The 20,695-nt window shown below is 38.6% G+C and carries 18 protein-coding genes; 3 read left to right on the top strand and 15 right to left on the bottom strand.

Annotation, left to right across the window (positions count from 1 at the left end; translation table 11 throughout):
• Positions 1-277: 277 nt before the first annotated feature.
• On the top strand, positions 278-1,726 hold the full coding sequence (locus NGI26_RS08455; protein WP_251938716.1) for an APC family permease: 1,449 nt from the start codon (positions 278-280) through the stop codon (positions 1,724-1,726).
• Positions 1,727-1,831: 105 nt separating this feature from the next.
• Here NGI26_RS08455 and polA read toward each other — a convergent pair whose 3' ends face one another.
• The 9 genes from polA to NGI26_RS08410 all read right to left on the bottom strand — a co-directional run bounded on the left by polA (position 1,832) and on the right by NGI26_RS08410 (position 12,570).
• Positions 1,832-4,465, bottom strand: a complete 2,634-nt coding sequence (gene polA / locus NGI26_RS08450; protein WP_251938714.1) for a DNA polymerase I — start codon at positions 4,463-4,465, stop codon at positions 1,832-1,834.
• A gap of 63 nt (positions 4,466-4,528) precedes the next feature.
• Positions 4,529-5,650 carry an SH3 domain-containing protein gene (locus NGI26_RS08445; protein ID WP_251938713.1) on the bottom strand — a complete coding sequence of 374 codons (1,122 nt, stop codon included), beginning with the start codon at positions 5,648-5,650 and terminating at the stop codon, positions 4,529-4,531.
• A 94-nt stretch (positions 5,651-5,744) separates the two neighbouring features.
• Positions 5,745-6,011: a Veg family protein gene (locus NGI26_RS08440; protein ID WP_000128621.1), complete on the bottom strand. Its 267-nt coding sequence runs from the start codon at positions 6,009-6,011 to the stop codon at positions 5,745-5,747.
• On the bottom strand, positions 6,008-7,366 hold the full coding sequence (gene dnaB / locus NGI26_RS08435) for a replicative DNA helicase (protein WP_251938711.1): 1,359 nt from the start codon (positions 7,364-7,366) through the stop codon (positions 6,008-6,010). The genes NGI26_RS08440 and dnaB overlap by 4 nt, the downstream gene beginning before the upstream one ends.
• Positions 7,367-7,408: 42 nt before the next feature.
• Positions 7,409-7,861, bottom strand: a complete 453-nt coding sequence (rplI, locus tag NGI26_RS08430; RefSeq protein WP_004250991.1) for a 50S ribosomal protein L9 — start codon at positions 7,859-7,861, stop codon at positions 7,409-7,411.
• The gene (locus tag NGI26_RS08425) at positions 7,858-9,831 is read right to left on the bottom strand and encodes a DHH family phosphoesterase (RefSeq protein WP_251938709.1); all 1,974 of its coding nucleotides are present in this window, start codon (positions 9,829-9,831) and stop codon (positions 7,858-7,860) included. Before NGI26_RS08425 ends, rplI begins: the two co-directional genes overlap by 4 nt.
• A gap of 152 nt (positions 9,832-9,983) precedes the next feature.
• Positions 9,984-10,532: a ribosome hibernation-promoting factor, HPF/YfiA family gene (gene hpf / locus NGI26_RS08420; RefSeq protein ID WP_251938707.1), complete on the bottom strand. Its 549-nt coding sequence runs from the start codon at positions 10,530-10,532 to the stop codon at positions 9,984-9,986.
• A gap of 80 nt (positions 10,533-10,612) precedes the next feature.
• Positions 10,613-11,275 carry a ComF family protein gene (locus tag NGI26_RS08415; protein WP_251938705.1) on the bottom strand — a complete coding sequence of 221 codons (663 nt, stop codon included), beginning with the start codon at positions 11,273-11,275 and terminating at the stop codon, positions 10,613-10,615.
• Positions 11,272-12,570: an ATP-dependent helicase ComFA gene (locus NGI26_RS08410; protein ID WP_251938703.1), complete on the bottom strand. Its 1,299-nt coding sequence runs from the start codon at positions 12,568-12,570 to the stop codon at positions 11,272-11,274. The genes NGI26_RS08415 and NGI26_RS08410 overlap by 4 nt, the downstream gene beginning before the upstream one ends.
• Before the next feature lie 55 nt (positions 12,571-12,625).
• Between NGI26_RS08410 and NGI26_RS08405 the strand changes: the two genes are divergently transcribed.
• Together NGI26_RS08405 and cysK are read left to right on the top strand one after the other, a co-directional pair.
• Positions 12,626-13,261, top strand: a complete 636-nt coding sequence (locus NGI26_RS08405) for a YigZ family protein (protein WP_251938701.1) — start codon at positions 12,626-12,628, stop codon at positions 13,259-13,261.
• A gap of 192 nt (positions 13,262-13,453) precedes the next feature.
• A complete protein-coding gene (gene cysK, locus NGI26_RS08400) occupies positions 13,454-14,380 on the top strand; it encodes a cysteine synthase A (protein ID WP_251938699.1) in 927 nt (308 codons plus the stop codon).
• 85 nt (positions 14,381-14,465) lie between these two features.
• Here cysK and tsf read toward each other — a convergent pair whose 3' ends face one another.
• The 6 genes from tsf to mreC form a co-directional block, all read right to left on the bottom strand.
• On the bottom strand, positions 14,466-15,506 hold the full coding sequence (tsf, locus tag NGI26_RS08395) for a translation elongation factor Ts (protein WP_251938697.1): 1,041 nt from the start codon (positions 15,504-15,506) through the stop codon (positions 14,466-14,468).
• Between the two features lie 79 nt (positions 15,507-15,585).
• Positions 15,586-16,368, bottom strand: a complete 783-nt coding sequence (gene rpsB / locus NGI26_RS08390) for a 30S ribosomal protein S2 (protein ID WP_004250981.1) — start codon at positions 16,366-16,368, stop codon at positions 15,586-15,588.
• A 280-nt stretch (positions 16,369-16,648) separates the two neighbouring features.
• Positions 16,649-17,860: an aminoacyltransferase gene (locus NGI26_RS08385; protein WP_251938696.1), complete on the bottom strand. Its 1,212-nt coding sequence runs from the start codon at positions 17,858-17,860 to the stop codon at positions 16,649-16,651.
• Positions 17,861-18,067: 207 nt separating this feature from the next.
• Positions 18,068-19,279, bottom strand: a complete 1,212-nt coding sequence (gene pcsB / locus NGI26_RS08380) for a peptidoglycan hydrolase PcsB (RefSeq protein WP_251938694.1) — start codon at positions 19,277-19,279, stop codon at positions 18,068-18,070.
• A 97-nt stretch (positions 19,280-19,376) separates the two neighbouring features.
• The gene (gene mreD, locus NGI26_RS08375; RefSeq protein WP_251938692.1) at positions 19,377-19,871 is read right to left on the bottom strand and encodes a rod shape-determining protein MreD; all 495 of its coding nucleotides are present in this window, start codon (positions 19,869-19,871) and stop codon (positions 19,377-19,379) included.
• Positions 19,868-20,689, bottom strand: a complete 822-nt coding sequence (mreC, locus tag NGI26_RS08370) for a rod shape-determining protein MreC (protein ID WP_251938689.1) — start codon at positions 20,687-20,689, stop codon at positions 19,868-19,870. Before mreC ends, mreD begins: the two co-directional genes overlap by 4 nt.
• Between the last annotated feature and the right edge of the window lie 6 nt (positions 20,690-20,695).

Raw genomic sequence — 20,695 nt, 5'->3', positions numbered from 1 at the left:
GAACAAGGTCTATAAACCTTATTCTATCAGGGTTTATAAAGGCTTGCATTCTTTACTATTCTATAAATTTTGTCTCTTCTTCTCACATCAAAACGCTAAAGAGACTGTTGTTGTTGACACCTTGAGTTATTCACACACTGTGGATAACCTTTTCTCAACTAACTAATCCTAGTGCTTATCTGTTAACTAGCCTTTAGATTTTTATAGGAAATTTCGAATTTTATTAGGCGCTTTCAAAAAAACATGATATACTAAAATTATTAGAAAAGGAGACATTATGAAAAAAGATCAACACCAACTTAATTGGCTGATGGTATCTCTGATTGCTTTCAACATGGTTTGGGGGCTAGGAAACGTCGTCAACAACTATTCTCAACAGGGGATTTCAGTAGTCGTATCTTGGGTTTTAATCCTCGCACTCTACTTTATCCCATATTCACTCATCGTCGGACAACTAGGTTCTACCTTCAAGGAAAGCGGAAGCGGTGTTAGTGACTGGGTTGAAAAAACATCAACCAAACGTCTCGCCTACTTTGCCGCTTGGACCTACTGGGTTGTACATATCCCTTATCTTGCACAAAAACCTCAAGGAATCCTGATTCCGCTTGGATGGGCCTTGCAGGGTAACGGACAATTTCTAAAACAAATCGACATCCACTTGATTGTTATTCTCTGCTTGCTAATCTTTGGACTTTTCCTCTACCTTTCTACAAAAGGATTGACAACACTGAAGGTCATCGGTAGCCTGGCAGGAAGTGCCATGTTGATTATGTCTTTACTCTTTGTGCTTTTGGCTGTCGGTCTGCCTTTCATTAAGCCAGACATCCAGTTTGCGACACCGCACATGGATCAACTGAGCACTTACATTCCAAACTTTGATTTTTCTTATTTTACAACCATCTCACTACTGGTCTTTGCAGTTGGTGGTTGTGAAAAAATTTCCCCTTATGTGAATCAAACTCGCAATCCTGCAAAAGAATTTCCAAAAGGTATGATTGTCATGGCCATCATGGTAGGACTCTCTGCTATCCTTGGTTCAGTTGCCATGGGAATGCTATTTGATGGCAATAATATCCCTGAAGACCTCATGCGTAATGGTGCTTATCAAGCCTTCCAAATGTTAGGAAATTCTTGGGGAGTTGGAAATCTCTTTGTCGTAATCTACGCTCTTACAAACATGGTCGGACAAATTGCGGCACTTGCTTTCTCTATTGACGCACCATTGCAAATCCTTCTCAATAATGCTGACGAAAACTATATCCCAAGTTGGCTTCGTAAACGGACTGAAAAAGGTGTCCTCATTAACGGTTACCTCCTTACAGGCGCCCTCGTTAGCCTTATCATCATCCTTCCAATTTTTGGTATTCAGGAAATTGACGGACTTGTAAAATGGATGACCAACCTTAATTCTATTGTAATGCCAATGCGTTATCTCTGGGTATTCCTTGCCTATATGATGCTCAATCGCGCTTGGAAAACATACAAAAATGCCGAATACAAGTTTGTTAACAATCCAAAACTTGGCTTTGTTATCGGTACTTGGTGCTTCCTCTTCACTGCCTTTGCTTGTATCCTAGGTATGGTTCCAAAAATTAGCTATGCTGAGAATCCAACTGCTTGGCAATTCTCTCTTCTTACAAACATCTTGACCCCAATTATTCTGATTGGTTTAGGTGTTATTCTACCAATACTTGCCAAAAAAGAACAAAAGAAACAAATCAAATAAATTCTACTATTAGCTAGATAGTTTCACTTTTGTTTTTTCCTGAAAGAAAAATCCCCTTGAACGCTACTGTTCAAAGGGATTTCTTTTTGTCTAATAGTCTATTTTTTATTTAGCCTCATACCAAGTCACGCCTTCATTTTCATCAGCAATCAGTGGCACACTGAGTTGAATGGCTTCTTCCATAGTTTGCTTAACGAGTTTTTTAATGGCTGCTAATTCTGACTTAGGCACTTCAAGAACGATTTCATCGTGCACTTGTAACAGCATCTTGGTTTGATAATCACCTGCTACCAAGGCCTTGTCTAGCTGAATCATAGCGATTTTGAGAATATCTGCAGCCGATCCTTGAATAGGTGAGTTAATTGCTGTACGCTCTGCAAAACCACGAATGTTAAAGTTACGCGAATTGATATCTGGCAACTCACGACGACGCTTGAAAAGAGTCTCTACATAACCCTTATCACGCGCCTCACGAACCACTTCATCCATGTAATTTTTGATACCTGGGAAGCGTTCAAAATAGGTATCAATATAGGCTTTAGCCTCTTTACGACTGATACCTAGATTATTTGATAAACCAAAGTCTGAAATTCCGTAAACCACTCCAAAGTTGACAGCCTTGGCATTGCGACGGTCGTTTGGAGTCACATCCTCAGGACGTTCAATTCCAAAGACCCGCATGGCTGTCGAGGTATGGATATCAGCTCCCTCTTGGAAGGCCTTGATTAAGTGCTCATCTTTAGAGATATGCGCCAAAACGCGCAATTCAATCTGTGAGTAGTCAGAGCTGAGAAGGACACTATCCTCCCACTCTGGCACGAAAGCCTTACGAATGAGGCGACCTTGTTCCAAGCGAACAGGAATATTTTGCAAGTTTGGATCCACACTAGACAGACGCCCTGTCTGAGTCAAATCCTGCACATAGCGAGTATGAATCTTACCATCCGCTAAAATCCAATCCTGCAAACCAATCACATAAGTCGACTGTATCTTAGCAATCTGACGATAATCTAAAATTTTCTTGACGATTGGAGCAATAGGAGCCAGACGCTCTAGCACATCCACTGCTGTTGAGTAACCTGTTTTGGTTTTCTTGGTATATTCGAGGGGAAGCCCTAACTTTTCAAAAAGCAGTTCACCCAGCTGTTTAGGTGAGTTGATATTAAACTCCTCACCAGCTAGCTCATAAATCTCCTGAGTTAGCTTTTCAATGACCAACTCATTCTCAGCTTGCATTTCAAGCAAGGTTTCTTTCTTGACCGTAATTCCAGCGATTTCCATCTTAGCAAGCACAAAGGCCAGAGGCTGCTCCATGTCATAGAGGAGATCTAACTGTCCATGTTCACTGAGTTTTTCAAGTAGGACAGGCTCTGTCTCAACCAATACAGCAACCTTACGAGCTAGGTGTTCCAAGAATTTTTCCCGTTCAGGAATTGCCTTCTTGACCCCCTTGCCGTAGAAGGTCTCATCATCGACCATGTAAGTCTGACCATAGAGACTCGCAATGGTTGAAATTTCATTGTTCTCGACAGTAGAGAGAAGGTATTTAGCCAAGCGACTGTCAAAAGCAGGGGCCTGCAGGTTCAAGCCCAAGCGATTTAAGAGGACTTTGGTTTTCTTAAAATCATAAACTTTCAGAGGTGTTTTTTCTAGAAAATCCTTAAGAATCGAATCCTGCAGAAGTTCCAACTTATCTGTCGCATAGAGCTTGTCTCCACAAGACCAAGCAAAACCAACCAAATCATCTGTATGATAGTTTTCACCAAAAAGTTCAAAGTGGAAGATGGAGTCGGCACTCAACATCTCTTCACTCACTTTGTCCACCATGGTGAAATTTAATGTCTCAGCTTGATTAGACTGAGAAGCATTCAAGGCTTGTTTGAGCTGCTTAAAGCCCATCTCATCGTAGAATTTACCTAAACTTTCCACATTTGGACCCCTATAGACTAAGTCATCTAGGCCAATCTCGATTGGTGCCTTGGTATCAATCGTTGCCAGTGTTTTAGACAAGAAGGCCTGTTCCTTGTCGTTGACGAGATTTTCCTTCATCTTGGAAGCCTTCATGCTATCGATATTTTCATAAATACCTTCGAGCGAGCCATGTTCTAACAAGAGCTTGATACTGGTCTTTTCACCAATTTTAGTCACGCCTGGAATATTATCAGACTTATCCCCCATAAGGGCCTTAAGATCAATAAACTGAGCTGGGGTAATTCCCATCTTTTCCATGAGATATTCTGGCGTAAAGGCCTCAAACTCAGCCACACCTTTTTTAGAAATCTCAACCACTGTATGTTCATCCGTCAACTGGATTAAGTCTTTATCTCCGCTGACGATTGTTACATCAAAAGATTCATTTTCAGCCAAGCGACCAAGAGTTCCAATGATATCATCCGCCTCATACTGAGCCAACTCATAATGGCGAATTCCAAGATGGTCTAGCATCTCACGAATGAAGGGGAATTGTTCCCGAAACTCATCTGGTGTCTTAGCCCGGCCACCCTTATAGTCTGCATACATCTCTGTACGGAAAGTCGTCTTCCCTGCATCAAAAGCAACCAAAATATGGCTCGGCTGGACGCGTTCCAATAGGTGATTTAGCATCAGGTGAAAACCATAGATTGCATTGGTATGTAGTCCATTGTCATTTTTAAAACGATCCAGCTGCTGGTAAAGAGCGAAAAAAGCGCGAAAAGCAACTGAAGATCCATCAATCAATAATAATTTTTTCTTGTCCATACACCCATTATAAAGGAAAGCAAGGAAAAATACCATTGCTAAGAGTTAGATTGTCGAGGAAGCTTATTGGGACGCTTGTTCTACTCGCGCACCGTTGCTGTCAACTTGGAAGCCATCGATTGTCGTATCTACTGCCAATTCTCCAGATGCATTCACGTAATAATACTTCCCTGATACTTGGAACCACTGACTAGCCTTCATTGCTCCTGAACTTTCAAGATAATACCAAATACCTTTATCCTTCAACCAACCCGTTTGCATTTCTCCAGACGATTTCAGATAATACCACTTAGATCCATCTTTTAACCAACCTGTTCTCATTGCTCCACTAGTTTGGAAATAGTACCAACTTCCGTTTATCTTTTTCCAACCAAGAGCCACTTTCCCATTTTCATAGTAGTACCAAGTTGTCCCCTGTTTTTCCCATCCATTCTTAGAGGTTTCTGTTTTAATTAGCGGGATATAGCGTCTGTTCCCACTTCGTGCAACATAACTAATCCATCTATAGCCATCCTTTTCAAGAGTTTGATCATAATGAACACTCATTCCAGGTTCATAGTAATCGATAATAGTAGATGTCAATGATGGCTGATTCATAATAGCTACTTTTTCTGTAAAGAAATGAGTTCCACTAGGAGCTAGTACAGATTGATGATTCCCTACACTAGCATTCCCCACATCTTTAAAATGAATGAAACCAGTCATAGAACTTGCTTTTACTATTCTACGATGATACGTTTCTGTATAATCGTAATTGTACTCCTCGATTTCAATCATGTCTCCAATCACATTCGAAACCCAGGCTACGTGACCATACGTTCCCCTCGTACTCCAAGCAATAGCTCCAATCACTGGCTTTTGATCCACACGATATCCTTCTCTTTGAGCTCGATAACCCCATTCCTTCGCATGCCCATAAGCGGCTGGTAGTTCAAACCCATTGACACTACTTAATCGAAAAGCAGCGAAAGATGTACACTGTCTGGAGTATAGCCGCCATTTATCAATTTTTTGGCTCCTATTTTTGTAATAATAAGGATAATCATCTCCACGAGCTATGGAACCATTGTTTGCCTGATTGGCATGAACAACTCCTCCACCAAACAAAAAAGCACCTGCTAACAATAGTGAAGCTGTCCCCACTGTCGTTCTCTTAAGAAAAGTTCCCTTTTTACTATCTGTCATTCATTCTCCTTCGAATAGATAAATTTTTGAGGTTGACCTCATTTATATCATTCGAAAGAAAAAGAAAAAAGTGAGAAAACTCCCACTTTCAACCTTAATCCAAATAGTGAATTAAATTCTTTTCTGTTAAAATATCTGAATAGGTGAAGGATTCAACATAGACATTGGCCTGTTTGTCCCCTTCAACATTCCCAAATTCAACGATAAAGAGCGATGGATAAACTTCAATAAGTTTTCCCAAACGATTTTTTTGACGTTTACGACCGTTTTCTAAGGTCATTTCCACGACTTGTCCTTCATGCGCCTTGATTTCTTCCTTGATTTTTTTCATCTTGGCTACATCTGTAAATGCATCTGTCATCTTTGTTCCTCTCTCTTCGAAATACTTGAAAACTTGTTATACTCTTTTTGGAAAATCAATTCTACCGTTCCACGTGCACCGCTACGGTTTTTCTCGATAATAACTTCTACCTTGTTATTCGGAAGTCCTTCCTCTTCTTCGCCACCACGTTCATAATAGTCATCTCGATAGAGAAAGGCTACGATATCCGCATCCTGCTCGATAGATCCAGACTCACGAATATCTGATAACACCGGCCTTTTATCTTGACGTTGCTCAACACTACGTGACAACTGGCTTAGCGCGATAACAGGCACCTTAAGTTCCTTAGCTAGGATTTTCAACTGACGGGAAATCTCTGACACCTCTTGTTGACGGTTCTCACGACCTGTCCCAGTGATTAGCTGCAGGTAGTCAATCAAAATTAAACCAAGATTTCCTGTTTCCTGTGCCAATTTTCTGGCGCGTGAACGAATCTCCGTAATTCGAATTCCAGGGGTATCGTCAATATAGATACTTGCTTTTGCAAGATTTCCTTGAGCAATCGTATATTTACGCCACTCTTCCTCAGTAAGTTGCCCTGTACGGATAGAGTGAGACTCCACTAATCCTTCGGCAGCCAACATACGATCGACCAGACTCTCAGCACCCATCTCGAGAGAGAAAATTGCAACAGTCTTGTCTAGCTTGGTTCCAATATTTTGAGCAATATTCAAGGCAAAAGCAGTCTTACCAACCGCAGGACGAGCAGCAAGAATAATCAACTCCTCCTCGTGCAACCCAGTTGTCATATGATCCAAATCTTGATAACCAGTCGCAATCCCCGTAATATCCGACGTTTGTTGCGATCGAACTTCCAGGTTTCCAAAGTTAAGATTTAAAATGTCACGAATGTTTCTAAAACCACTACGATTTGCATTCTCGCTGACATCAATCAAACCTTTTTCTGCTTGCGCAATGATTTCATCTGCAGGGCTAGAGGCTTCGTAAGCTTGGTTTACAGACTCTGTTAACTTAGCAATTAAACGACGAAGTGTGGCTTTCTCTGCTACAATTTTTGCATAGTATTCAGCGTTTGCAGAGGTTGGTACAGAGTTGATAATCTCAACAAGGTAGGACAAGCCACCAATATTTTGCAAATCACCTTGATCATCTAATATCGTACGAACAGTCGTTGCATCAATGGCTTCGCCACGATCTGACAAGTCAACCATGGCCTGAAAAATCAAACGGTGAGCATACTTAAAGAAGTCTCGAGAGTCAATATATTCTCGAACAAATACGAGTTTACTCTCATCGATAAATATAGCTCCCAATACAGATTGTTCTGCCAAGATATCCTGGGGCTGAACTCGTAGTTCTTCTACTTCTGCCATCAGATTTCCCTTCCTTTTACAAAATCATTTCTCAAATCTAGCTTAGCCTTCTTTTACACGAAGATTGATGACGCTAGTTACATCCTGATAAATTTTTACTGGAACATCGATCAAGCCAACTGCTCGAATCGGAGATTGAACTTGAATATGACGTTTATCAATCTTAATTCCAAATTGTTTTTGAAGTTCTTCCGCAATCTTCTTGCTAGTAATTGAACCGAAAGTTCGGCCATCTGGGCCAACTTTTTCAACAAACTCGACGATTGTTTCTTCTGCTTCGAGTTTTGCTTTGATTTCTTGTGCTTCAGCAAGAAGTTGAGCATGTGCTTTTTCTTCAGATTTTTGCTTACCACGCAACTCACCAATAGCTTGTGAAGTTGCTTCTTTAGCAAGGTTTTTCTTGATTAAAAAGTTTTGTGCATAACCTGTTGGAACTTCCTTAATCTCGCCTTTTTTCCCTTTACCCTTTACATCTGCTAAAAAGATTACTTTCATTCTTCTGTCTCCTCTTCTCTAATTTCATTAGAAATAACGGTTTTTAGTCTATCAGCCGCTTCTTGCAGACTCATATCTGTCAGTCGGGCTGCTGCCAGATTGAAGTGGCCTCCACCACCTAATTCTTCCATAATCCGTTGCACATTGATCTTACTTCGACTTCGTGCAGAAATGGAAATATCTCCTTGGCTGTTTTTTGCAATGACAAAGCTAGCTTCAATACCTGACATAGCTAACATCGTATCAGCTGCTTTACTGATCACTACAGTATCATACTCCTTACTATCCTTGGCCTGAGCCACGAGAATAGAAGGTTGTACGGCCTGTCCTTGCAAGATAAGCTCATTTACCAATCGATATTCTTCAAAGTCAGTTGCTGCAAGTTCTTGGATTACAATACTGTCACTACCACGTGTTCTTAGATAACTTGCCACGTCAAAGGTTCGGCTAGTCACACGAGAGGTGAAATTCTTAGTATCCAGCATCATACCACCCATGAGAACACTAGCTTGGATCCGACTTAAACGTGATTTCTTAGAGTTTTGGAATTGGATCAACTCTGTTACAAGCTCACTCGCGCTACTTGCTCCACTCTCGATATAGGTGATAACAGCATTTTCTGGGAAATCCTGATCTCGTCTATGGTGGTCAATAACAATCGTTTGTGTGAATAAATCATAAAACTCTTTTGATAAAGTCAAGGCCGTCTTAGAATGGTCCACCATCACCAACAAGGAGCGATTCGTGACCATTCCCATAGCCTGATTTAGAGGAAGAAGTTTTGTAACTCCCTCATTTTCTAAAAATTGAATGGCACGATGGATGTCCGGAGACATTTGTTCTGCATCATAGACTACGTAACTTTCGTCCAAGACGTTACTAGAAAACAATTGCATACCGACCGCAGATCCCAAAGCATCCATGTCTAAGTTTTTATGACCAACAACAAATACACAATCGACACTCTTTAATTTTTCAGAGATCGCCGTCATCATCGCTCTAGTACGTGTTCTTGTTCGCTTAATAGAAGCTGCAGAGCCTCCACCAAAATAAATTGGATTCTTCGTTTCATCGTTTTCTTTTACAACGACTTGGTCTCCACCCCGAACTTCTGCAAGATTGAGATTGGATAAAGCAACTTTACCAATACTCTCATGATCGCCATCACCGTATGAAAAGCCCATACTCATGGTTAAGGCTAAATCTCTCTGCTTAGCTTCTTCACGGAAGGTATCAATCACAGAAAACTTGTCCTGCATCAAATGTTCCAATACCGTATAGTCAGTAAACAAGTAAAAACGATCCATAGTCACTCTACGAGAAAACATCTGATGTTTTCCGGTAAATTCTGCGACAAAATTCGCAACAAAACTATTAATATGACTGATATCTGATTCAGATGTTTCGTTCTCTAAATCATCATAATTATCTACTGAAATAATACCAATTACAGGGCGACTCGTAACCAATTCTACTGTGGCTTCGTACTCTCCAGAAACATCAAAAAAGTAGAGCACACCAGAATTTCTATCTAGATGCACCGCATAACGTTTTTCCCCTACATTAGCATAAATGCCAGGCGAAGTGATGGATGTTTTTATAATTTCTTGAACTTGAGGAAGATCAATTTCTCCATCTTCCGTTGTCAACATTAACTCTGCGTAAGGGTTGAACCACTCAATCTCACTACTTTCCATGTTTATCTTGACAACTCCAACAGGCATCTGTTCTAAGAGTGAACTTAAACTATCTTCCGCCTGATGGTTTACGTACTGGATCTGTTCAATTTCTGTTTTCTGATAATATTTCTTCTGAAAATAAAATAGCAAAAGAAATGCCACCATCAAGAAAAATAAGCATGCTATTGTGACTAGGTTATTTTGAAGAAAAATAACTAATACAGTCATGATTATAAAGGCAATCCCAGCAAATAAGTATATAAAAAAGGGATTCATTTCATTTTTTTTCATTACAAACCTCTTGCGCAATATTATACCATATTTGCACTAAAAAAGCGACCTTTAAAGAAGGAATAACACTTGTGCTCAGTTGTAGTGCACATGAATACAAAAGGTGGTTTACACTAGTGTAAACCACCTTTTTAATCAAATCATACTTAGGATTATGATTCTTTTACTTCAAGAAGACCAATGTCTCCATCTTCACGTCGATAAATAACATTCGTTGTTTCATCGTCAACATCAATGTAAATAAAGAAATCATGTCCCAATAGGTCCATTTGAAGGAGTGCTTCTTCAAGATCCATTGGTTTTAAATCAATTTGTTTTGAACGAACAACTTTAGCTTGAGCTACATCTGCCTCTTCAACCAAAGCATCTGTAAATAATTGGCTAGTAGAAACTTTGTTTCTGTTTTTACGTTCAATTTTAGTTTTATTCTTACGGATTTGACGCTCAATCTTATCTGTCACCAAATCAATAGATCCATACATATCTTGAGAAACGTCTTCTGCACGAAGGGTAATAGACCCAAGCGGAATCGTTACTTCCACCTTAGCAGTCTTTTCACGATACACTTTCAAGTTTACACGTGCATCTAGTTCTTGGTCTGCTTGGAAGTATTTTTCGATCTTTTCGAGTTTAGAAACTACATAATCACGAATTGCTTCTGTTACTTCTAGGTTTTCACCACGGATACTATATTTAATCATATAAGTACCTTCTTTCTAAACATATTTGTTTTTTCTATATTTATTATAACGCTTTCAAAAAATTATTGCAATCTTTTTCCTCATCTTACGAGGGAAAATGTTCTAACCTCTTCTGCTCCTGCATTCTCAAGTAGTTTTTTCACACGATTAAGTGTCACTCCTGTAGTATATATATCATCAATCAATAAAATCTTTTTGGGAACCGTGGCGCCATCTTTAATAAAAAAAGGAAGTTCAGTCGCTAAACGTTCTGAACGAGTTTTTGAAGAACTTGCTTTCTCTTCTCTTTTTTCTAAAAGATTCTCATAGGAAAGACCTGTAGCTTCTATTAAACCTGCAACCTGATTAAAACCTCTTGTTGCATATCTCTCAGGACTTAATGGGATTAAAAGAAAATGGTAGTCCTTATAGTTGATTAGGGAATCCCTCAAAATCGATGCAAAAACCTTTCGAAGTATATAATCACCATCAAATTTATAACGACTAAAAAAGTCTTTCATTGCTTGATTATAAACAAAAATTGCCTGATGTTCTACATCAATCCCTTCTTTACACCAAATTTGACAATCTTTACACGAAGTTGACACCCCTTTTTTATGACAGTTTGGGCAATGTTCTTCCCCAATCCTTTCAAAACTTTCAGAACAAGTTACACAGACTGAAGTCTCCTCTTTTTTTAACAAGAGTAGATTGCTAAAGGTTAGATTGCTTTTCAAATGCTGTCCACATAGTAAACAATTCATAAGCCAGCCTCCTTGTTCATCAGTTTAATTTCTTTTATAGCATTCTTAATCGAACTATTTAATCCATCATGAAAGAAAATCAAATCTCCAGTTGGTCTATCCATACTTCGACCTACACGCCCTCCAATTTGAATGAGACTTGATTTTGTAAAGAGGCGATGATTGGCCTCCACTACAACTACATCTACACAAGGGAAGGTAACTCCTCGTTCCAATATGGTCGTACTTATCAATATAGTTAATTCCTTATCCCTAAATGCTTGAACTTGTTCTAATCGGTTCTCAGTAACTGAAGATACAAAGCCAATCTTCTCATTTGGAAACTGTAGCTGCAAGATTTCCTTTAACTTTTCTCCTTTTTTGATCTCGGATGCAAAAATGAGTAAAGGATAGCCAGTTTTTCTTTGTTTTTCAATATAGCTTTTTAGCCTTGCTGGTAAACGAAGTTTTTCTAAGTAACTGTCCAATTCTGATAACCAGACTGGTTTGGGAATAATCAAAGGATTTCCATGAAACCGTCTTGGCAAGCTCAGCCTTTTCAACTCTCCTAAGCGAACCTTTTTATCCAACTCATCTGTAGAAGTTGCTGTAAGAAAGATGCTGAGCCCATTTTCCTTTACACAATTCTTTACAGCGTTGTAAAGCATTCTATTGTCAACATAGGGGAATGCATCTACTTCATCTACTATTAATAAATCAAAAGCGTGATAAAACTTTAATAATTGATGCGTTGTTGCAACAACTAGTGGTGTTCGAAAGTATGGTTCAGACTCGCCATGCAGTAACGCAATTTCACAGTCAAAATCGTTCTGTAATCGCTTATGTAATTCTAAGCAAACATCTATACGGGGGCTGGCTAGACAAACTGCCCCGCCATCATTAATAACCTGGGCAACAACTTGATAAATCATCTCTGTCTTTCCTGCCCCAGTCACGGCATGAACTAAGGTCGGTTGCTGACTTTCTAGTGCTTGAAGCAAACCTTTTGATACTTTCTCTTGAAAAGGAGTTAATTGTCCCTGCCACTTAAGAACATCTTGCTTAGGAAATTCTTCCTGAGGGAAGTAGTATAACGCTTGATCGCTCCTTACTCGCTTCATTAACAAACATTCGCGACAGTAGTAAGCATCAATAGGTAATTTCCATTCCTCTTGAATCATACTATCACATCGTTGACAAACAAGTTTTCCCTTCTCTTTTTTCATACTCTGCATTTTTACTGCCAGTTGTTTTTCTTCTACACTTAATTCTTGTTCTGTAAAAAGTCGGCCTAGATAATTTGGATTTACTTTCATACTTATATGTTCGGAAAAACTAGCGCTTTATATGATTTTTTAGTACAATAAAACCATGGAATTTAGAACAATTAAAGAGGACGGACAAGTCCAAGAAGAAATCAAAAAATCTCGTTTCATTTGCCATGCAAAACGTGTCTATAGTGAAGAAGAAGCTCGTGCTTTCATCACAGCTATTAAGAAAGAACACTATAAAGCAACTCACAACTGCTCTGCTTTTATAATCGGAGAACGTAGCGAAATTAAGCGAACCAGTGATGATGGTGAGCCAAGTGGAACTGCTGGTGTACCTATGCTAGGGGTTCTAGAAAATCACAATTTGACCAATGTTTGCGTAGTCGTTACTCGTTATTTCGGTGGTATTAAGCTGGGTGCCGGAGGCCTCATTCGTGCTTATGCAGGAAGTGTCGCATTGGCAGTCAAAGAAATTGGCATTATTGAAATCAAAGAGCAAGTAGGCATTCAGATTCACATGACTTATGCTCAATATCAAGAATATGGGAACTTTCTTAAAGAACATCATCTTGTAGAACTGGAAACCAACTTTACAGATCAAGTTGAAACGACAATCTTTGTTGATAAAGAGGATAAAGAAGGTATCAAAGCTGCCCTTATTGAATTTTTCAATGGGAAAGTCACCTTAACAGACCAAGGTTTACGAGAAGTTGAAGTTCCTGTTGACTTAGCTTAAAAATGAGAAAATATGGTGTTCGGAAAATGAAGCAATGAACTCGCTGGAAATTTTTGCGAGCAAAACCGTCTGAGAATTAATGCTTTAGATCATTGATATAAAAGAATCCTATCGCTTTGATAGGATTTCTATATTTTACAAAAGGAAAAGTTAGCGTTATACTAGAAGCATCTTATATAAAGAGGTGCTAACATGGCTATTTATAACAATATCACTGAACTCATCGGAAAAACACCGATTGTTAAATTGAATAACATTGTACCAGAAGGTGCAGCAGATGTTTATGTAAAACTGGAAGCTTTCAACCCAGGTTCTTCCGTTAAAGACCGCATTGCTCTTAGCATGATTGAAAAAGCAGAACAAGAGGGTAAACTGAAACCAGGCTCTACTATTGTAGAAGCAACAAGCGGGAACACTGGTATCGGTCTTTCATGGGTTGGTGCTGCTAAAGGTTATAAAGTTGTCATCGTTATGCCTGAAACAATGAGTGTTGAACGCCGTAAGATTATCCAAGCTTATGGTGCTGAACTAGTCCTTACTCCTGGTAGTGAAGGTATGAAAGGTGCGATTGCAAAAGCGCAAGAAATTGCTGCTGAGCGCGATGGTTTCCTACCTTTACAATTCGTCAACCAAGCTAACCCAGAAGTTCACGAAAGAACAACAGGAGCTGAAATACTAGCTGCTTTCGGTTCTGATGGACTAGATGCCTTTGTAGGTGGTGTTGGTACCGGTGGAACGATCTCAGGTGTTTCTCATGCATTAAAAGCTGTCAATCCAAACATTCAAGTTTTTGCGGTTGAAGCTGATGAGTCTGCCATCTTATCCGGTGAAAAACCTGGACCTCACAAAATTCAAGGTATTTCAGCTGGATTTATTCCTGATACACTTGATACAAAAGCCTATGACGGTATCGTCCGTGTAACATCAGATGATGCACTTACGCTTGGCCGTGAGATTGGCGGAAAAGAAGGCTTCTTAGTAGGTATTTCTTCTGCTGCAGCTATCTATGCAGCTATTGAAGTTGCTAAAAAACTTGGAGCAGGTAAAAAAGTACTTGCACTCGCACCAGATAACGGAGAACGTTATCTATCTACAGCGCTCTATGAATTTGAAGTGTAGTCTCCTAAATACAAAAAGCCCTTGTTAAAGGGCTTTTAAATTTTTATAAAAGAAAAAGGAAGCAAATTTGCTTCCTTTTGTATGATTAGTTGTTCAAGGCTGCTGCCATTGTAGCCGCAACTTCAGCTTCAAAGTCATTCGCAGCTTTTTCGATACCTTCACCAACTTCAAAGCGAGCGAACTCAACTACTGAAGCGTTAACTGATTCAAGGTATGCTTCAACTGTCTTGCTGTCATCCATGATGTAAACTTGTGCAAGAAGTGTGTAAGCTTGGTCTACTTTAGTGTTGTCAAGCATGAAACGGTCCATTTTCCCTGGGATGATTTTGTCCCAGATTTTTTCTGGTTTACCTTCTGCTGCCAATTCAGCTTTAATGTCAGCTTCAGCTTGAGCGATTACTTCGTCAGTCAATTGAGCTTTTGAACCAAATTTCAAGTGTGGTAGTGCTGGTTTGCCAACCATTGCACGGCTTTCGTTATCTTGGTCGATAACATGGTTCAATTGTGCCAACTCATCTTTAACGAATTGAGCGTCCAATTCTTTGTATGAAAGAACTGTTGGTTTCATCGCTGCGATGTGCATTGAGATTTGTTTAGCAAGTGCTTCGTCTCCACCTTCGATAACAGAGATAACACCGATACGTCCACCGTTGTGTTGGTAAGCTCCAAAGTGTTGGGCATCTGTTTTTTCAAGCAAAGCAAAACGACGGAATGAGATTTTTTCTCCGATAGTAGCAGTTGCAGATACATACGCTGCTTCAAGAGTTTCTCCTGAAGGCATTGTCAAAGCAAGAGCTTCTTCGTTGTTAGCTGGTTTTCCTTCAGCGATTACTTTTGCAGTTGCATTTACCAATTCAACGAATTGAGCGTTTTTCGCAACGAAGTCAGTTTCAGCATTTACTTCAACTACTGCTGCAACGTTACCGTTAACAAATACACCAGTCAAACCTTCTGCAGCAACACGGTCAGCTTTCTTAGCTGCTTTAGCCATACCTTTTTCGCGAAGCAATTCGATCGCTTTTTCGATATCACCTTCAACTTCAACCAATGCTTTTTTAGCGTCCATGACACCAGCACCAGATTTTTCACGTAACTCTTTAACAAGTTTAGCTGTAATTTCTGCCATTTTGATTCTCCTATATTTTTTTAAAAATAGGAGAGCCGGGCTAAGCCCCGCCCTCCTAGGTAATTACTATTTATACGAATTAAGCGTTGTCGCCTTCAACAACTTCAACGATTTCTTCGATTGAATCTGCTTGAGCTTCTGAAGCTGCAAATTCTGCTTCAACTGCTGCTACAGCATCTTCACCTTGGCGACCTTCGATGATAGCGTCTGCCAATTTAGCTGTGATCAACTTAACTGCGCGGATAGCGTCATCGTTAGCTGGGATGATTACATCGATATCATCTGGGTCAGTGTTTGTGTCAACCATCGCTACAACTGGGATACCCAATTTTTTAGCTTCTTTAACAGCGATTTGCTCTTTATGTGGGTCAACTACGTACATTACATCTGGGATACGAGGCATATCTTCGATACCACCCAAGAATTTTTCAAGACGTGCACGTTGTTTGTTGAGAAGTGCAACTTCTTTCTTAGGAAGAACGTCGAAGATTCCTTCTTCTTCCATACGTTTGATTTCTTTCAAACGAGCGATACGTTTTTGGATAGTTCCCCAGTTAGTAAGAGTTCCACCCAACCAACGGTGGTTGATGTAGTATTGACCTGAACGTTCTGCTTCTTCTTTAACAGCGTCAGCAGCTTGTTTCTTAGTACCGACAAACAATACAACTGCATCATTAGCTGCTGCATCACGCATAAAGTCGTAAGCTTGGTCAGCGTATTTTACAGTTTGTTGCAAGTCGATAACGTGGATTCCGTTACGCTCAGTGAAGATGTACTTAGCCATCTTAGGGTTCCAGCGACGAGTTTGGTGACCAAAGTGTACACCAGCCTCAAGAAGTTGTTTCATTGAAATTACTGCCATGAGTATTTCTCCTTTTTTGTTTTTTCCTCTTCTCGATTTCAGCTCGCAAAACAACCCGAAGGCAACAGTTTCACAATTCATCAAGAATGAGTATTATCGTTCACACGACAAGTTTCATTTTATCATAATTGGAGCTTTATTTCAAGTAGTTTTGTTATTTTCTCCTTATTAAATTACTCGTTAAAAACTCTAAATTTAAAACATCTCAACATATACTGCTGAGATGTTCTAATGGCTAGTTTTTTTAAATTTAATGTAGTGGTAAAATAATTAGTTTATCCTATCTACTTCGAAGTTTCTTACGAATTTTATAAGCTAGATTAAACAAGAAATATAATGAACTAGTTGGATAATTAAACTCACCAACAAATTCCTCGATAGTAGGATTAAACTTGGATTTAAAGTTAATTAATCCACCCTCTAAATTATTTTCAATTCCTCCCATATTATGAGTCTCTGCTCCACGTTCAAAAGAATGTTGGGCAGTCTCAAACCATGTAGGAATAGCTGGTTGATAGTGTCTAAATTCTTCATTCATTCCAGCATATAAGTTTTCTGAAGTCTTCCCAAATTCGATAGTTAAAGTACCAGACAATGGGACAATACTATCTCCTCTATCAATATAGCTCTTAAGAAAAGAAATTTCTTCTTCTAATCGGTTTCTCTCTTGCTGATTATCTTTTACTTTGCCTTCTTTTGTTTTATCTGTAAACTTCTGCGCTGTTTTTAGATTTTTTTCAAGTTGTTGTTCAACTTCTTTCAATCTATTAGGTAAATCTAAATAGCTTAGTGTGATAAAGGAGTGATTAGGATAAGTAGTCAGTAACTTTTGATAATAATCTTTGTCTCGTAAACTAATGTTCTTGCGAGACTCTGTTTTCTTCATTAAAAACGAAAATTCATCTAATAAATCGAGCCCGCCAAATTTTACTTCCAATCCTTTATTTCTTGCAGTTCGGATAGCCTGTCTAGTAGACTTAGAAAGTTGATCCAGTGAGAAATTTTCTTTATGAATATTAGCTTGAAAACGTGGTTGTATATTTTCTGCCATATCCTCTGTTAAGCCTGTCCAATGAACTTTATTTTTTTTCAGTTCTTCAACAATTCCTAAAGTCATAGAATTTTGGACAATTTCTTGGCCAATAAGACCTTTACTGATAAATAGAATTGGGTCAAATTTAACCATTATTGCATGGCTTTTTTTAGCAAGTTTTTTCAACGTTAAAAGAACAAATTTCAGAAGTTCTTTATCTTCATAGTCAATTACTGGGCCTCGTGGAATATAAAACATAGAAAGTCCTAATGGTAGCGGCTGAATTAGGATATTTGCTACTCCAACTAATTGATTGTCTTTATAAAAACCAACTCTCTCATTTCCCCAAGTGTCCTTTATCTTGGACCAATCACTACTCTGCAATAAATTTCCTTGTGGATGATTTTGCAAAAATAAATCCCACTCTTGAACATCAACATTCATTTTATACGTAAACATAATTCCAGTACCAACTCTCTTAAAATCTATTTTATCTTCATTAGCTTGCTTATGTGCTAATTCTCTATACTTCGTATTACTTTACCAAAACGAATACGAAAATAATATGTCAATGACAACTAATGATATTATGAAATTTATTTTTAAACACTATACAAAGGGTGAGATTCATAAAACCTCACCCTAAATTGAATAATAATCAGTATATTAGTTTGGATAAATGTATCTTACTGTACCACGTGATGCTGTAGGATTAAACCATCCACGGTAATTTCCGATTGGTTGAGTACCGCTACCATCATAGTTACACTCTGAAACTTGAATACGCGTCGTTGATTCAACAGCTGTAACAACCGCTACGTGTCCATATCCACCATCATCCCAACAAGCAATCGCACCAATTTGTGGTGTAGAACCTGTACGGAAACCTGCTGCTGCTGCACTAGTAGCCCACTGGCCACCATTACCCCAATAATCACCAGCCCATGGAGCCAAGGTCTTAGCACCCCATGTACATTGACCTGTAGGGTAACTTGAGGCATTTGAACTATAAGTTGGTCGTTGACTTACAGGAGTAGGTGCAGGTGTGTAACTTGAGTCTTCATCTGATGAAGAAGAAGAACTTGAAGTTGCTTGTACTTGTGCTGCAAATGTTGTATTTGCTGAAGCAGCAACCGTTTGTTGTTGACTTGTTTGTTTTGCTTTGTATGCTGCTTCTGCTGCTGCTGCTGCTTTCGCTTCTGCTTCAGCCGCTGCTTTTTGCTCTAGCAAGGTTGCTTTTTCATTTTCTGCAGTAGCTTTTTCAGCTGCAAGATTCAACTCGGCTGCTTTCAATTCAGCTTGTTTTGTTGTCAAAGCTTGAGCGTCATCAGCAAGTGTTTGTTGGTTAGCAATAACTGTGTTGATTGCATCATTGTTTGCAACTTGTTTTTCAGAGATAGCTTTTTTATCTTCTTTTTGTTGTTGCAACATTTTATTGTTTGCTGAGACAATTTCACTCATAGCCGCTACACGAGAAATAGCTTCTGTGATTGAGTTAGAGTTAATAATTGTATTAATGTAGCTTGTAGCAGTTCCGTTCGTTTGTGCACTACGAGCTTGGTTTTCAAGCGATTCATTACGAGCTACGATATTTTTTGAAAGCTCTGTGATTTCACCCTCAAGTTTTTTAGATTCTTCTTGAAGTTTTTCATTCTCAGCTTGCAACTTTTCTTGTTCTGTCTGAATAGCTGTCACTTGAGTTTGAATCTCATCAACTTGTTTTTGAGCTTCCTTCTGTTGTGTTGTCAACTCACTAATTTTGCTATCTTGAGCTGCAATTTTTTCATCTGTTGTGTTAGCTTTAACACTTGAAAGTACAGCTCCTTGCGAAACTAATACTGTACTTAACATGAGTGATGCTAGAATTTTTTTCTTCATAAATGTAAATACTCCTTCTTTAAAAAGACAATACTAGTATATCAAAAAAAGGCCTAATAAATATTACGCCTTTATTACAGTTTTGTTTCTTTCTTACTTATAGATATATTTTTTCAAAAATATATTGGAAAACTAACATCCATATAAAATTCAATATCATAGTAGGAACAAGGCTATAAACTATAAATACAGATAAATTTTCTGCAGTTAATCCTACCAAGTGTGCTAGGATAAAGCTAGCAAATTCAAATGTAAAAGTCATCATTAAAATAGCTAATAATCTTGTCCATCTATTTAACAAAATAACAGAGTTGCTTTTATAGACGATAGCTCCAATAATCACAAAAAGGAGACTGGCAATCCCTATCAAATGGAAGAAGTAGATATCGTAAATAAGTCCTAAGACCAAGCAATAGGCTAAAAAGAGATACTCTGATACTTCTATTGTCTCGAATAATAAGAAAATGAAGATAAAGTGGCTAATCATTTGAAAATGCGGGAAGAAGCTGTTTACAAATTGTCCTAAGTGGCTATCTATCAAGACGATTAAGGGCAAGAGCAAAAACATCCCTATCTGCTTAAAAAGTCTCATGATAGATTCCCCGCTAACTCTACGACCTTAAGATTCATCGGATCAGCATGCAGTTTAACCATAACTTCTCTTGTTAAATAGTCATTACTATGTGTAACTGATACGACTTCCCCTACAGGGATATCTGTAGCATTAAAGTTTCCTAAGCCTCCAGTTACCACTTTGTCACCTTGACTAATATCGACACTGCTATTCAATTGGCTGATTTTTAGTAGTTCTTTTTCCTTATTATAACCAATGATAATACCATAAATACTACTAGATCCGTGCTGGATTTTAACAGAAATTTTCTCTGTATTTTCAGCGTTTGTTAATAAATTGACTACAGTTGAGTTGTCTTCTACTTTTTCAACGCTTCCAACAAGTCCTCCACCAGAAACAACGAGCATACTAGTTGTTACACCTTGTTTTGAACCGGCATTAACTGTCAATTCCTGTTTCCAAGTTGCTGGAGTTCTCATAATGACATCTGCGGCAATTACCTGGGGCGCGTTCAATTTTGATTTCATATCTAATAATTGACGCAGTTGTTCATTCTCTTCTTTCAAACGATCTGCTTCATTCTTTTCCTTTTCCATTTGATAGAATTCTTTTTTGAGAGTTTCATTCTCGCTATATGCTCTCGTCAAATTTCCTAAATCTGACTTTGTGGCTTCTATCCATTGAAATGGTTTTTGTACAATTCTATCTACCAATGAAATTCCATCTCCAGCTTTTGTCACAAGTGCACTGGATTGTGTCGCCACTAAAAAAACTGAAACTACTAGTATAACGACAAATAGAACAATGATATATTTTGATTTTTTAAAACGATTCATGCCTTT

Origin of the sequence: Streptococcus sp. Marseille-Q0941 (assembly GCF_943736975.1) — a bacterium.
Taxonomy (GTDB): domain Bacteria; phylum Bacillota; class Bacilli; order Lactobacillales; family Streptococcaceae; genus Streptococcus.
This window is presented reverse-complemented; position numbering and strand designations above follow the sequence as displayed.